Source organism: Variovorax sp. GW531-E2, assembly GCF_059423125.1.
Window position 1 is genome coordinate 16,901 of record NZ_JBWKXQ010000079.1, and the last position, 12,966, is coordinate 29,866.

The 12,966-nt window shown below is 69.1% G+C and carries 13 protein-coding genes; 5 read left to right on the forward strand and 8 right to left on the reverse strand.

All coding sequences use genetic code 11. The features are described 5' to 3' along the window. Nucleotides 1-29: 29 nt before the first annotated feature. Complete coding sequence (locus tag AC07XP_RS29390) at nt 30-863, reverse strand: thioesterase family protein (protein ID WP_495266653.1); 834 nt, start codon at nt 861-863, stop codon at nt 30-32. A 72-nt stretch (nt 864-935) separates the two neighbouring features. On the opposite strand from AC07XP_RS29390, the gene AC07XP_RS29395 reads away from it, so the two are divergent. After that, the gene (locus AC07XP_RS29395; protein WP_495266654.1) at nt 936-1,568 is read left to right on the forward strand and encodes a TetR/AcrR family transcriptional regulator; all 633 of its coding nucleotides are present in this window, start codon (nt 936-938) and stop codon (nt 1,566-1,568) included. Nucleotides 1,569-1,577: 9 nt separating this feature from the next. Here the strand turns inward: AC07XP_RS29395 and AC07XP_RS29400 are convergent, their stop codons facing one another. The 3 genes from AC07XP_RS29400 to AC07XP_RS29410 form a co-directional block, all read right to left on the reverse strand. Then, nucleotides 1,578-1,757: a hypothetical protein gene (locus AC07XP_RS29400; protein ID WP_062480395.1), complete on the reverse strand. Its 180-nt coding sequence runs from the start codon at nt 1,755-1,757 to the stop codon at nt 1,578-1,580. A gap of 95 nt (nt 1,758-1,852) precedes the next feature. Continuing rightward, nucleotides 1,853-2,734: an N-formylglutamate amidohydrolase gene (locus AC07XP_RS29405; RefSeq protein WP_495266655.1), complete on the reverse strand. Its 882-nt coding sequence runs from the start codon at nt 2,732-2,734 to the stop codon at nt 1,853-1,855. A 12-nt stretch (nt 2,735-2,746) separates the two neighbouring features. Beyond that, nucleotides 2,747-3,709 carry a tripartite tricarboxylate transporter substrate binding protein BugE gene (locus AC07XP_RS29410; RefSeq protein WP_062480391.1) on the reverse strand — a complete coding sequence of 321 codons (963 nt, stop codon included), beginning with the start codon at nt 3,707-3,709 and terminating at the stop codon, nt 2,747-2,749. 109 nt (nt 3,710-3,818) lie between these two features. Between AC07XP_RS29410 and AC07XP_RS29415 the strand changes: the two genes are divergently transcribed. After that, nucleotides 3,819-4,754 (forward strand): LysR substrate-binding domain-containing protein, encoded by a 936-nt coding sequence (locus AC07XP_RS29415; protein ID WP_489060574.1) that lies wholly within the window; start codon nt 3,819-3,821, stop codon nt 4,752-4,754. 4 nt (nt 4,755-4,758) lie between these two features. On the opposite strand, the gene AC07XP_RS29420 is transcribed toward AC07XP_RS29415, so the two are convergent. Then, entirely contained in the window at nt 4,759-5,739 is a 981-nt protein-coding gene (locus tag AC07XP_RS29420; protein ID WP_495266656.1) for a Bug family tripartite tricarboxylate transporter substrate binding protein, read from the reverse strand. Nucleotides 5,740-5,745: 6 nt separating this feature from the next. Continuing rightward, nucleotides 5,746-8,715, reverse strand: a complete 2,970-nt coding sequence (locus AC07XP_RS29425) for a DNA topoisomerase III (protein ID WP_070063301.1) — start codon at nt 8,713-8,715, stop codon at nt 5,746-5,748. Nucleotides 8,716-8,799: 84 nt separating this feature from the next. On the opposite strand from AC07XP_RS29425, the gene AC07XP_RS29430 reads away from it, so the two are divergent. From AC07XP_RS29430 to AC07XP_RS29440, 3 genes are read left to right on the forward strand one after another with little or no spacing between them, the layout of a single operon-like run. Continuing rightward, a complete protein-coding gene (locus AC07XP_RS29430; RefSeq protein ID WP_390347754.1) occupies nt 8,800-9,528 on the forward strand; it encodes an SET domain-containing protein in 729 nt (242 codons plus the stop codon). Nucleotides 9,529-9,530: 2 nt separating this feature from the next. Next, nucleotides 9,531-10,346, forward strand: a complete 816-nt coding sequence (locus AC07XP_RS29435) for a biotin--[acetyl-CoA-carboxylase] ligase (protein WP_495266657.1) — start codon at nt 9,531-9,533, stop codon at nt 10,344-10,346. 8 nt (nt 10,347-10,354) lie between these two features. Beyond that, nucleotides 10,355-10,555 carry a sporulation protein gene (locus tag AC07XP_RS29440; RefSeq protein WP_159274165.1) on the forward strand — a complete coding sequence of 67 codons (201 nt, stop codon included), beginning with the start codon at nt 10,355-10,357 and terminating at the stop codon, nt 10,553-10,555. Nucleotides 10,556-10,560: 5 nt separating this feature from the next. On the opposite strand, the gene AC07XP_RS29445 is transcribed toward AC07XP_RS29440, so the two are convergent. Both AC07XP_RS29445 and AC07XP_RS29450 read right to left on the reverse strand, forming a co-directional pair. Next, nucleotides 10,561-11,286 carry a HEAT repeat domain-containing protein gene (locus AC07XP_RS29445; protein ID WP_495266658.1) on the reverse strand — a complete coding sequence of 242 codons (726 nt, stop codon included), beginning with the start codon at nt 11,284-11,286 and terminating at the stop codon, nt 10,561-10,563. Then, complete coding sequence (locus AC07XP_RS29450) at nt 11,283-12,725, reverse strand: sensor histidine kinase (protein ID WP_062480377.1); 1,443 nt, start codon at nt 12,723-12,725, stop codon at nt 11,283-11,285. Before AC07XP_RS29450 ends, AC07XP_RS29445 begins: the two co-directional genes overlap by 4 nt. Between the last annotated feature and the right edge of the window lie 241 nt (nt 12,726-12,966).

Genomic DNA, 12,966 nt, shown 5'->3' on the forward strand with positions numbered 1-12,966 from the left:
CTCCGTGAAGCGGTGAAAGAGGGGCGTGTTCAGGCGGCGGCGCGTTCGCGCACCACCAGCGTCTGGGTCGCGAGGCCGATGAGGCCGCGCGTGTCGTACAGGTGGGACACCGTGAGGCCCGCGCCGCCGGCGTGCATCTCGGTGCTGGCGCGCAGGCCGATCCACTCGCCCTCGGGCACGCGGAACAGGTTCAGGCTCAGGTCGGCGTTCGAGAACAGGAAGTCGGCGGGCGACAGCACCCAGCTCAGCCCGTTGCCGAAGTCGGCCGCCGCCGCCGCGCGCATCGCGGGCGACGTGGCCACGCCGCGCACCAGCGGCACGGCGAGCCGGAACCACGCGGCGCCCGCGCCGGGCTGCGCGATGTCGCCCTGCGCGAGGCGCGATTCGACGGCGGTCTGGTGGAACGAGAGGCCGTCGGGCAGGCCGGGAATGCGCAGGCGCTCGGTGCAGTCCTCGGGCAGCGGGCGCAGTTCGCGCGGCGCGTCGCCCGCGGGCAGGTTCGCTGGCAGCGTCAGCGGCGATGTCTTCAGCAGCAGCGCGTGCGCGCGGGCCACCACCGTGTCGCCCGCGAGCAGGTCGATGCCCACGCGCACCGTGGCGCGCGAGACCTGCGACTGCGTGCGCGTGGCCAGCGGCGCCACCGGCACCGGCTTGACCAGCTCCAGCGTGAGCCGCGCCAGCTGCCAGCCGGGGCCGGGCGCGGCGCGTTCGGCGATGTGGGCGAGCAACGCGGCGGGCGCGCCGCCATGCTGCGCGCGCGGGTCCCACGGGCCGCGCGAGAGCGCGTCGGGCAGCCACGCATCGCCCTCGCCGGTGTAGACGGCGGGGGGCGTTGTCTCGGGGGCGCGGTCGGGCGAGGTCATTGCAGAATGCCTTTCGATGGGATCAAAAATTCTAGGAACAACCCGCCCGCGAGGTGTTCGGGTTCGGCGGCCATGACCGGCGCCCGCGCACCCGCCGCCGCCCCGAGGAGGAAGCCGCGCCAGTCCCGTGCGCGCCACACCTCGCAGGCATTGCAGGAAGCCTTTGTTCGGCTTTTGGTCGAGAAGGGCTACGCCGCCATCACGATCCGCGAGATCGTGGCCGTGGCGGGCACGGGCCTGGGCAGCTTCTACGAATACTTCGAGAACAAGGAAGACCTGGCGCGCGTGTGCCTGCACCTGCGCTCCAAGGCGCTGCTGCTGGACATGCGCGCGGTCGTGGCCGCGAACGAAGGCCGACCGTGGCGCGAGATCGTCGACGCGGTGATCGATGCGCAGCTCGAGGCGCACCGCACGCAGCCCGTGGCCTGGGGCGCGCACTACCTGCTGGAGCGCCACCTCTCCAGCCCCGAGGCCTACCGCAAGATGTACGACCGCTTCGTGGCCGAATGGGTGGGCGTGCTGGACGCGGCGGGCGACGTGGGGGCCGACGGCCCGCAGAAGAAGGAAGCGGCGCGCGTGTGCCAGACCATCATCTACGGCCTGGTCGCGCACACCCACATCGGCACGGGCGGGCGGCCCGACCTGCAGACGCTGTCACGCCAGCTGCGCGATGCGCTGCGGGGCTACCTGGCGACGGTCGCCTGAGGCTCTGGCTCAGCGCGACGACTTGTTCGTCGTGCCGCTGACGCCGGCGTCGATGGTGCCGAACACCGTCACGCCGCTGCCCGATGAAGACGTGGAGGAGGAAGAAGACGGCGACGGCGCGGTGCCGGCGCAGCCCGAGACCAGCAGACCGGTCGCAAGGACGGCGAGGGCGGCAAGGATCGACTTCACGGCAGGACTCCAGAAAACTAAGGACGTCCCACTATAGGCCGGGGCCTCCGGCCGCCCTGTAACAAAGACACCAGCCCCTGCAGGGGCGGCGGTGTTCAGCCTGCCACGCGCGGGTCGGTCGCCAGCAGCATCTCGACCATCGAGCGCAGGTCGGCCTGCAGCCGCGCCGCACCGGCCTCGTCGAGCGCCAGCGTGGCCTCGTCCATGTAGAGCTTGCGGTTGATCTCGACCTGGATGCTGTGCCGGTTCGCTGCCGGGTCGCCGTGGCGGCGCACCAGCTCCACGCCCTTGTACGGGTGGTTGTAGTCCACGCTGTAGCCGCGTGCGCGCAGGTGCGCGCACAGCCGCTGCGACAGCGCCGGGTCGGCCGTGCTGCCGTCGCGGTCGCCGATCACGAAGTCGGCGTGCGCCAGCCCCGGGAAGTCGGTCGCGTGGCTGCCCGCGATGGCCGGCATCGAGTGGCAGTTGATGTGGATGCTGTAGCCGTGCCGCGCATGCGCGTCGTCGATGGCCTGGGCCACCGCTGCGTGGTACGGGCGCCAGCACTGGTCGATGCGCTGGCGCACCTCGGCCACCGTGAGCGGCCGGTCGTAGATCGGCAGGCCTTCGTCGGTGAGCTTCCAGATCAGGCCCTTGCCCAGGCGCACTTTCGACAGCACGCGCGGGTCGCTCGACACCGGGTCGGTCCACGGGCCGTCGAGCATGGTGGTGTCGACCTCGGTCATGTCGCGGTTGGCGTCGAGGTAGCTGCGCGGAAAGTGCGCCTCGATCCAGGCGGCACCCATGTCGCTCGCGAAGTCGTAGAGCTTCTCGACGTGGGTGTCCTCGGCCCGGCGCAGCGTGGCGAGCTCGCACACGGGCCGGAAGTCCTCGGGGTAGACGGTGCCGCTGTGCGGAGAGTCCAGCACCAGCGGGGTGTGCCCGGCGACGCTCGTCACCTGGGCGCGGGTTTGAATCAGTTTCAGGACTGGATGCATAGGCGGTGTCGGTCAGTCCAATCGGATGCGCGCGAAGGCGGCCACCTTCTTCATCTTCTCGATCTCGCTCGCGATCTGCTTCGTGAACTCGGCCGGCGTGGTGCCCGAGGCGTACAGCCCCTGCAGCGCGAGGCGCTCGCGCACCGCGGGGTCCTTCAGCGCCGTGGCCACGGCCTGTTGCATGCGCAGCACCAGCTCGGGCGGCGTGCCGGCGGGCGCGATCATGCCGAACCACGACGGGTCGTTGCTGGCCGCGTAGCCCAGTTCGCCGTAGGTCGGCACCTCGGGCAGCACGTCGAGGCGGCCGCTCCAGGACACGGCCAGCGCCTTCAGCTTGCCGGCCTTCACGTGCGGCAGCGACGAGGCCACCTGGTCGAAGTACACCGGCACCTGGCCCGCGAGCACGTCGTTGATGGCCGGGCCCGCACCGCGGTAGGGGATGTGCACCATCGAGGTTCCGGTGCTGCTCTTGAACAGCTCGCCCCACATGTGGCCGATGGTGCCGTTGCCCGGCGAGGCGTACGACACCTTGCCCGGGTTGGCCTTCAGGTACTTCACCAGCTCGGCGAAGCTGCCGACCGGCAGCACGGCCGGGTTGATGACGATCACGCCCGGCGCCTTCACCAGCTCGGTCACGGCGGCAAAGCCCTTGATCGGATCGTAGGGCAGCTTCTGGTACACGGCCGGGTTCACGCCGTGCGTGGACAGCGTGGCCACGCCGAAGCTCAGGCCGTCGGGCGTGGCGCGCGCCAGCTCGGCCATGCCGATCGAGCCGCCCGCGCCGGCGCGGTTGTCGATCACCACGGGCTGCTGGAGGATCTTGGCCAGGGGCTCGGAGAGCACGCGGGCCGTGATGTCGGTGGCGCCGCCGGGCGGGAAGGGCACGACCAGGCGGATCGGCTTGCCTTGGGCAAAGGATATTCCTGGGGCGAAAGAAACGGCAGCCAGGGTGGAGAGGAAATGACGACGTTGCATGAGGGTTCTTCCAATGGAACGATGAGTGAATGTGCAAAGCTGCAGCTCACCTGAAGCAAAGGATATACCCGATATCATTCCAATCTGGAATGACTTGATGGGCTCCCCCATGCCGCTGCGACGCCTCAACCCGCCCCTGAACCTGCTGCGTGCCTTCTCCACCGTGGTGCGCTTCGGCGGCGTGTCGCGCGCGGCCGAGGCGCTGCACCTCACGCAGGGCGCGGTGAGCAAGCAGGTGCAGGAGCTCGAGCGCTGGATCGGCGCGCCGCTGTTCGAGCGCAGCCGCAAGCGCCTGGCGCTCACGCCGGCCGGCGAACGCTACGAAAAGGCCGTGCGCGCCCTGCTGGCGCAGCTGGAAGCGGCCACGCTGGAGCTCATCACCAGTGGCGACGGCGGCGGTGCGTTGCACCTGTCGACCCTGCCCACCTTCGGCGCCAAGTGGCTGATTCCGCGCCTGCCCGACTTCCAGCAGCGGCACCCGCAGATCACGCTGCATTTCGTGCCCTTCGTGCACGGCTACGACTTCGAGCGGCCCGAGCTCGACTGCGCCATCCTGTTCGGCGACGGCCACTGGCCCGGCGCGCGCTCGCACTACCTCGCGGGGCAGGACGTGGCGCTGATCGCCCCGCGCGCCGCGCAGGCCGAGGCCGCCATCCGCACGCCGCAGGACGTGGCGCGCTGCACCCTGCTGCGCCATGTGAGCGTGCCGCAGTCGTGGCTGCACTGGAGCGAGGCGCACGGCGTGCGCGGGCTCGACCCGCTGGCCGGGCTGCAGTTCGACCAGTTCCAGACCATGATCCGCGCCGTCATGGCCGGCATGGGCGTGGCGCTGGTGCCGCGCTGCCTGGTGCAGGACGAAATCACGTCGGGGCTGGTGGAAGAGCCGCTGCCCAACGGCGGCTACCGGGGCAGCGAGGGCTACTGGTTCTGCTACCCCGAGGGGCGTGGCCAACTGGCCACGCTGGATCATTTCCGCCACTGGCTGCTGGCCGAGGTCGACCGCAGCGGGGAAGCGACGGCGCTGCCGCTGGCTGCGCCGGCCTGAGAAGTTACTCGGGCTTCGCGCCCGAAGCCTTCACTGCCGCACCCCAGAGCCCGATCTCGCTCGCCACGAAGCGGTCGAACTCGGCACCGGTCGTCGGCGCCGGCTCGGAGCCCCGGTCGCGGATGAAGCGCGCCATCTGCTCGCTCTTCAGGATGTCGGTCACTTCGTGGTTCAGCCGGGCCACGACCTCGGGTGGCGTGCCGCGCGGTGCCATCAGGCCGAGCCAGCCCACGGCTTCGAAGTTCTTCGTGCCGGCCACGCCGCTTTCGCGCACGGTGGGCACCTCGGGCAATTGCGACGAGCGCGTGGCGGAAGTCACCGCCAGCGCAACCGCCTTGCCCGCCTTGATGTGCGGCAGCGCGGCCGTCACCGAGTCGACCATCAGCGGCACCTGGTTGCCCAGGAAGTCCGCCTGCGCCGGCCCGCTGCCCCGGTACGGAATGTGCGTGATGAACACATGCGCCGCCGACTTGTACATCTCGCCCGACAGGTGCTGCGTGCCGCCGATGCCGGCGCTCGCGTAGCTGAGCTTGCCGGGCTCGGCTTTGGCGCGCGCCGTGAGCTCGGCCAGCGTGCGGATGCCGCTCTCGGGCGTGGCCAGGAACACCAGCGGCACCTTCGCGATCAGCGAAATGCCGACCAGGTCCTTGCGCGGGTCGAAGCCCGGCTTGGCGTAGAGCGTCTGGTTCACCGCCATCGCGCTGCCCGCCACCACCAGCGTGTAGCCGTCGGGCGGCGCGCGCACCACGAACTCGGTGCCGATGTTGCTGCCCGCGCCCGCCTTGTTGTCGACGATCACGGGCTGGCCCAGCCGCTTGCCGAGCTGTTCGGCGAGCGCGCGGGCAAAGATGTCGGTGGCCTGTCCGGGTGGGAAAGGCACGACCAGCTTGACGGGCTTGTCAGGCCACGCGGCGGCCTGGGTCAGGCCCGCGCCGCCCAGCAGCATCGCTGCACACAGGGCGGTGGCGAGGTGTCGGCGCTGCATGCGTCGTCAGGCCGCGTCGGGCGCCGAGAGGTGCTTGCCCACGATGCCCGCGAGTTCGAACATCGTCACCTGGTCCTTGCCGAACACGGGCTTGAGCTTGGCGTCGGCGTTGATCGCGCGCTTGTTGGTCGCGTCCTGCAGGTTGTTGGCCTTGATGTAGTCCCACAGTTTCTTGATGACCTCGGTGCGCGCCACCGGTTCGGCGCCGATCACCGCGGCCAGCGAGTCGCTGGGCTTGAGGCCCGCGCCCGGCTTGCGCGGCTTGGCTGCCTTCTTCTCGGCCGGTGCCTTCTTGGCGGCGGGCGTCTTCTTCGCCGCGACCTTCTTGGCCGCCGCGGTCTTCGCGGCCGGCTTGCCGAAGGTCTTGCGTGGCGGGAACTTGCTGCCGCCTTCGCGCGGTGCGAATTCGAAGGTCACCTTGCCTTCTTCGGCGTTCCACGTGAGGAAGGCCTTGAAGGCGCGGCGCGTGCGCATCGACACGAACTTGTCGAGCAGGTCGGTCTTGCCGGTGGCGAGCAGCTTTTCCATCTGGTCGCGCTCGACCGGCTGCTGCAGGATGATCTTGCCGGTCTTGAAGGTGCAGCTGGGGGTCGGCTGCTCGTTCGTCGGCACCGACTTCTCGCAGACGTAGTTGCTGCCGTGATCGAACACCGGCGCACCGCACACCGGGCACGGGCCCACGGTGTCCTGCTGGCTGAAGTCGACGATCTCGCCGCTGTCTTCGTTCTTGTCGTCGCCGAAGTCGAACTCGAGCTTCCAGTTCTTGGCTTCTTCCCCGTCGTACTTGAGGATGATCTCGGCGGTGAAGGGCCAGCCCGCCTTGGAGCGGAAGCCCTCGAGCGGGCCGATGTGCTTGTTGGCCAGCAGCTGCTCGGCCTCGGCCACCTCGAAGGTGCGCCCGGCCGGCGACTTGCCGAACGAGAAGCCGCAGGCGTCCTCGCCCGTGCCGCTCTTGCCGGTGCAGCCGTAGCGGCGGTAGTTCTCCTTCACCACGCCGCCGCAGTTCGGGCAGGGCGTGGCGAGCGTGGCGTAGTCGCCCGGCACGGTGTCGCGGTCGTACTCCTTGGCCTTCTTGACGATGTGCTCCGTCATCTCGGCGATCTCGCGCATGAAGGCGTCGCGGCTCAGCGCGCCCTTCTCCATCTGCGCGAGCTTGTACTCCCACTCGCCCGTGAGCTCGGCCTTGGAGAGTTCTTCCACGCCCAGGCCGCGCAAGAGCGTCATGAGCTGGAAAGCCTTGGCGGTCGGGATGAGCTCGCGGCCTTCGCGCAGCATGTACTTCTCGGCGATCAGCCCTTCGATGGTGGCCGCGCGCGTGGCTGGCGTGCCCAGGCCCTTCTCCTGCATGGCCTCGCGCAGCTCGTCGTCGTCGATGGTCTTGCCGGCGCCTTCCATGGCGCCCAGCAGGGTGGCTTCCGAATAGCGTGCGGGCGGGCGCGTCTTCAGGCCCTTGAGGTCGGCCGACTCGTTCTGCACGATCTCGCCCGGCTTCACCGGCACGAGGCGCTTGCCGTCCTTGTCGTCTTCCTTCTCGTCGTCCTGGGCTTCCTTGCCGTAGATGGCGAGCCAGCCCGGCTTGACCAGCACCTTGCCGTCGGTGCGGAAGGGGTACTTCTTGCCGCCCTGCTCCACCGTGCTGATGCGCGTGGTCACCTGGTGCTCGGCGCTCGGGAAGAACACCGACAGGAAGCGGCGCACCACGAAGTCGTACAGCTTCTGCTCGGCCTCGCTCAGCCCGCTCGGGGCCTGCAGCGTCGGGATGATGGCGAAGTGATCCGACACCTTGGCGTTGTCGAAGATGCGCTTGTTGGGCTTGACGTAGTTGCCGTCGACCGCCTGCTGCGCGAACGGCGCCAGGTGCTTCATGCCGCTGCCGGCGAGCATTTCCATCGTCTGCTTGACCACCGGCAGATAGTCTTCCGGCAGCGCGCGCGAATCGGTACGCGGGTAGGTCAGCGCCTTGTGGCGTTCGTACAGGCTCTGCGCCAGCGCGAGCGTGGTCTTGGCGCTGAAGCCGAAACGGCCGTTGGCCTCGCGCTGCAGCGAGGTCAGGTCGAACAGCGCGGGCGAGGCCTGCGTGGTGGGCTTGCTCTCTTCGGTGACCGTGGCGGGCTTGCCGCGCGAGGCGTCGGCGATGGCGCGGGCTTCCTGCTCGGACCACACGCGGTCGGCGCGCTGCTCGGCATCGGGTTCGCCGTTGGCCAAGAGCGGCGCGTTGGCCTTCTTCCAGTCGGGGTTGAACCACTTGCCCGGGTACTGGCCGGCCTCGGCCGCGAAGCTGCCGTGGATTTCCCAGTACTCGCGCGAAACGAACTTGCGGATCTGCTCCTCGCGCTCCACCACCACCGACAGCGTGGGCGTCTGCACGCGGCCCACGGTCGTGAGGAAGAAGCCGCCGTCGCGCGAATTGAATGCGGTCATGGCGCGCGTGCCGTTGATGCCCACGAGCCAGTCGGCCTCGGAGCGCGAGCGCGCGGCGTCGGCCAGGCCCTGCATCTGCTTTTCGGTGCGCAGCGCGTCGAAGCCGTCGCGGATCGCCTGCGGCGTCATCGACTGCAGCCACAGGCGCTTGACCGGCTTGCCCAGTGGGCTCTTGCCGCCGGCGTACTGCTCGATGAGGCGGAAGATCAGCTCGCCCTCGCGGCCCGCGTCGCAGGCGTTGATGAGCTGCGTCACGTCCTTGCGCTTGGCCTGCTTGACCACGGCGTTCAGGCGCGTCTTGGTCTTGTCGACCGGCTTGAGGTCGAAGTGAGGCGGGATCACCGGCAGGTTGGCGAAGCTCCACTTGCCGCGCTTGACGTCGAATTCCTCCGGGGCCTGGATCTCGACCAGGTGGCCCACGGCGCTGGTCACGACGTAGGTGTCGTTCTCGAAATGCTCGTCATGTTTGTCGAACTTGCCGGCCACCGGCGTGAGGGCCCGGACGATGTCCTGGGCCACCGACGGCTTTTCTGCGATTACCAAAGTCTTTGTCATCTGAGGGCTCTCTATACTCTGCGGCTTCCGCGTGCGCACGCGCGCACACGCATGTGTGCATATTCAACCTAACAGACTTCGGCGATGCCTTCCAAATCCCCACTTTCCGCCGGCCGCGACAAGGAAGCCGCCCCCGTGACCGAGCCCGAGGCGCGGTCCGCCGCCACGCGCTCCGGTGGCCGGCGCATCCAGATGCGCCGCTCGGACGTCCACGGCAACGGCGTGTTCGCCCTGCAGGACCTGGCCGAAGGTGAAACGCTGATCGAATACAAGGGTGAGGTCATCAGCTGGAAAGAGGCGCTGCGCCGCCATCCGCACGATCCGACCCAGCCGAACCACACCTTCTACTTCCACATCGACGACGGCCGCGTGATCGACGGCAATGTGAAGGGCAACGACGCGCGCTGGATCAATCACTCGTGCGAGCCGAACTGCGAGGCTGACGAAGTCGATGGGCGCGTTTATATCAAGGCCCTGAGAAACATCGCTGCCGGCGAGGAACTGAACTACGACTACGGCCTGATCATCGACGAGCCGTACACCGAGAAGCTGCTGTCCGAGTTCCCGTGCTGGTGCGGCTCCGAGATGTGCCGCGGCACGCTGCTGACGCCCAAGGACGAGGACGAGGAAAAAGACAAGAAGAAAAAGAAGAAGGCCAAGAAAAAAGCCGAGAAGAAGAAGGCCGAGGCCAAGGAAGCGAAGAAGGCTGAAAAGAAAGCCGAGAAGAAAAAATCGGACAAGAAGGCCGACAAGAAAAAGGCCGACGGCAAGAAGAAGTCCAAGGGCGACGCCCCGGCCGCCGCCGGAGACTGACGATGGCCACGACGCCGGCCAGCGCCTGGTTCGAAGACCGGATCGCCGCGACGGTCACGCCGCTGCTGCCCGGCTTCGCGGTCGAGGCCGTGGCAGAAATCGATTCCACCAACACCGAGCTGATGCGCCGCGCGCGCGCCGGCCGCACCGACCCCGTGCTGCTCGTGGCCGAGCGCCAGACGGCGGGGCGCGGTCGCCTCGGCCGCCCCTGGCAGAGCGCGCAACAACCCGAGGCGCCCGCCTCCCTCACCTTTTCGCTGGGCATGCCGCTGGCGCCGGCCGACTGGTCGGGCCTGTCGCTCGCCGTGGGCGTGAGCGTGGCCGAAAGCCTCGACCCGACGGGCGCGCACCAGGTCGGCCTCAAGTGGCCCAACGACATCTGGGTGAACGACCGCAAGCTGGTCGGCATCCTCATCGAAACGGCGATGCCGCAGACCGCCCGGCCCGATGCCGCGCGCTACCTCGTGGTCGGCATCGGCATCAACATCGGCCCGCGCGAGGGCGACGGCATGCGCACGCCGCCGGCCTGGCTGCGCCAGTGGCAGCCCGACGCGTCCGCGCCCGAGGTGCTGCTGTCGCTGGCCGAGCCGCTGGTGCGCAGCGTGCTCGCCTTCGAGGCGCAGGGCTTCGCGCCCTTTGCCGAACGCTTTGCGGCGCGCGACGTGCTGCGCGGGCGCGAGGTGACGCTCAGCGACGGCACCGCGGGCCTGTGCGAAGGCGTGGCCTGGGGCGGCGAGCTGCAGGTGCGCACCGACGCCGGCCTGCAACTGATCTCGAGCGACGAAGTGAGCGTGCGCCCGCGCGGCATGTCGTTCTGAGCGAGGGCATGAAGCTGCGCCTGGTTCTCATCGCCTTGCTCGCGGCCAACGCGGGCTACTGGCTGTGGACGCGCGGCGACCTGGCGGGCTTTGGGCTCGCGCCCGCGGCGCTCGACGAGCGCGAGCCGCAGCGCATGGCGCGGCAGATTCACCCCGAGTGGGTGCAGATCCGCAAAGAGGCCAAGCCTTCGGGCACGCCCGCGCCCTGAGCGGATCAGGCAGCAGCCGCGCGCGCGAACATGCGCCGCGCCTTGGCCAAGGCGGCCTGCAGTTTCTCTTCGGAGGGCGGCTCGTGTGAACTCGAGCTCAGGCCGAATTTCTTGCCCGCGATTTCCTGCACCGCGACCAGGATGCCGCCCAGCACGGCCGGATCGGTCTCGGTGTCGAGCGCCTGGCGCAAGGGCTCGAGCGCCTTGGGTGCGGCGCTGCGGCGGTTGAACACGATCTGCATCAGCGCGCTCGCGGCCCATCGGCGGTTCGTGGCGACGGCGTCGTGCGCGAGCAGCGGCACGACCTTGGCGATGTCGGTCGTGCCACCGAGCCAGCCGATCACCCACAGACCCTTGCAGCGCAGCTCGTCGTGCGGTGACGCGAGCGCGGCGCGCGCCAGGACCGCCGTCTCTTTCAGCCGTCGGCCCTTGCGGTACTTGAAGCCGCCGAGCAGCTGCAGCACCGTGGCCTGCATCGCAGGGTCGGGCTCGCGGTCGAACTGCGCGAGCAGGTGGTCTTCGGCTTCGTCGCCGCGCTCGCCGAACTTGCGGCACAGCCAGTCGTAGAGCTCGCTGTCCATGCCGGTGTCGTGCAGCAGCGTGTAGTGGAAGGCGAGCGCCTCGGCTGAATCCTGTTCCAGCAGATCGGCGCCGAAGTCGAACATGTCCGACACGTCGGTGTCGAGGCGGATTTCCAGGAAGCGTTGGCGCAGCGTGTCGAGCGGATTCATTCCGACGGAGCCTCCTCGAAGCGCACGGTGAAGAGCGCGCCCGGCGGATGCTTGCCGGGGTGCGCGTCTTCGAGCTTGACCCGTGCGCGGTGCTGGTTGGCGATCTCGCGCACGATCGGCAGGCCCAGCCCGGAGCCGTCGGCCTCGTTGCCGAGCACGCGGTAGAAGGGCTCGAACACCAGCTCGCGGTCGGCCTCGGCGATGCCGGGGCCGTTGTCCTCCACCTGCACCAGCTGCACGTGACCGAAGGGATCGGCCAGCACGCGCGCCGTGACCACGCCGGGGCGCTCGGGCGTCGAGGGCGTGTAGTTGAGCGCGTTGTCGACCAGGTTGCGCACCAGCTCCTTGAGCAGCGTCGGGTTGCCGTCGACCATCACGCCGGGCGCGCCGGCCTGGACGCCGTCGTAGCCCAGGTCGATGCGCTTCTCGATGGCGCGCGGCACGGCCTCGCGCACCACCTCGATGGTCAGCCGCGCGAGGTCGCAGGGCTGGCAGTGCGTCATGGCGCTGGTGCCCTCGGCGCGCGCCAGCGACAGCAGCTGGTTCACGGTGTGGGTGGCCCGCACGCTGGCGCGGCCGATCTGCTTGAGCGACTGCTTGAGCTCGTCGGCGTTGGCGCCCTCGCGCTGTGCCAGGTCGGCCTGCATGCGCAGGCCCGCGAGCGGGGTCTTCAGCTGGTGGGCGGCATCGGCCAGGAAGCGCTTCTGCGTGAAGATGGAGTCGTTGAGCTTGTCGAGCAGCTCGTTCACCGACGACACCAGCGGCACCACCTCGAGCGGCACCGAGGACTCGTCGAGCGGGCTCAGGTCGCCGGGGCGGCGCTCGCGGATGCGCGCCTCGACCACCGACAGCGGCTTGATGCCGCGCACCAGCGCCAGCCAGATCAGCAGCACCGCCAGCGGCAGGATCGCGAACTGCGGCAGCAGCACGCCCTTGATGATCTCGGTGGCGAGCACCGCCTGCTTCTCGCGCGTCTCGGCCAGCTGCAGCAGCGACGGCGGCACCTCTTCGCTGCCGCTGGGAATCCACAGCGAGGCCACGCGCACCGGCTGGCCGTGCACGGTGCTGTTGTGCAGCAGGACCACGTTGGTGCCGGGCGGGTCGTCCACGTTGGGCTGCGGCAGGTCGCGCTCGCCGTGCAGCAGCGTGCCGTGGCCGTCGAGCAATTGGTAGTAGATGTGGCCGGCGTCGTCGGCACGCAGGATCTCGCGCGCCGATTGCGACAGCACGAAGTGCGTCTGCCCCTGCTTCACCGTGACCAGCTCGGCCAGCACCTTCACGTTGTGCTCCAGCGCGCGGTCGAAGGGTGCGTTGGCGATGCCCTGCGCCACCAGCCACGTCACGCCGATGCTCACCGGCACGAGCAGCAGCAGCGGCGTGAGCATCCAGTCGAGGATCTCGCCGAACAGGGAGCGCTGGGCGCGCTGGAAGAGCTTCAAGGGAGTTCCTGGCAAGACGAAAGAACGCGGGCGAGCGTGAACAAGTACTGCGATTCGCAGGTGTGACGTTTCATTGACAAGGTGTGACTGGTTGTAGCCTTGACGTGCAGTTTCTGCAATTCAAAAACATCAGGGAGAAATCATGAAGCAAAAGACCGTGGGCGGCTGCCCCAAGCCGCTCTGGATGGCCGCGACCGTGTTGGCCGCCAGCGTGGGTGTGACTGCATGCGGCGGTGGAGGT

Coding starts and splice junctions, on each gene's coding strand:
- AC07XP_RS29430 (WP_390347754.1), top strand. CDS start 8,800: ATGCCTTCCAAATCCCCACTTTCCGCCGGCCGCGACAAGGAAGCCGCC.
- AC07XP_RS29425 (WP_070063301.1), bottom strand. CDS start 8,715: ATGACAAAGACTTTGGTAATCGCAGAAAAGCCGTCGGTGGCCCAGGAC.
- AC07XP_RS29445 (WP_495266658.1), bottom strand. CDS start 11,286: ATGAATCCGCTCGACACGCTGCGCCAACGCTTCCTGGAAATCCGCCTC.
- AC07XP_RS29440 (WP_159274165.1), top strand. CDS start 10,355: ATGAAGCTGCGCCTGGTTCTCATCGCCTTGCTCGCGGCCAACGCGGGC.
- AC07XP_RS29410 (WP_062480391.1), bottom strand. CDS start 3,709: ATGCAACGTCGTCATTTCCTCTCCACCCTGGCTGCCGTTTCTTTCGCC.
- AC07XP_RS29395 (WP_495266654.1), top strand. CDS start 936: ATGACCGGCGCCCGCGCACCCGCCGCCGCCCCGAGGAGGAAGCCGCGC.
- AC07XP_RS29390 (WP_495266653.1), bottom strand. CDS start 863: ATGACCTCGCCCGACCGCGCCCCCGAGACAACGCCCCCCGCCGTCTAC.
- AC07XP_RS29420 (WP_495266656.1), bottom strand. CDS start 5,739: ATGCAGCGCCGACACCTCGCCACCGCCCTGTGTGCAGCGATGCTGCTG.
- AC07XP_RS29415 (WP_489060574.1), top strand. CDS start 3,819: ATGCCGCTGCGACGCCTCAACCCGCCCCTGAACCTGCTGCGTGCCTTC.
- AC07XP_RS29405 (WP_495266655.1), bottom strand. CDS start 2,734: ATGCATCCAGTCCTGAAACTGATTCAAACCCGCGCCCAGGTGACGAGC.
- AC07XP_RS29435 (WP_495266657.1), top strand. CDS start 9,531: ATGGCCACGACGCCGGCCAGCGCCTGGTTCGAAGACCGGATCGCCGCG.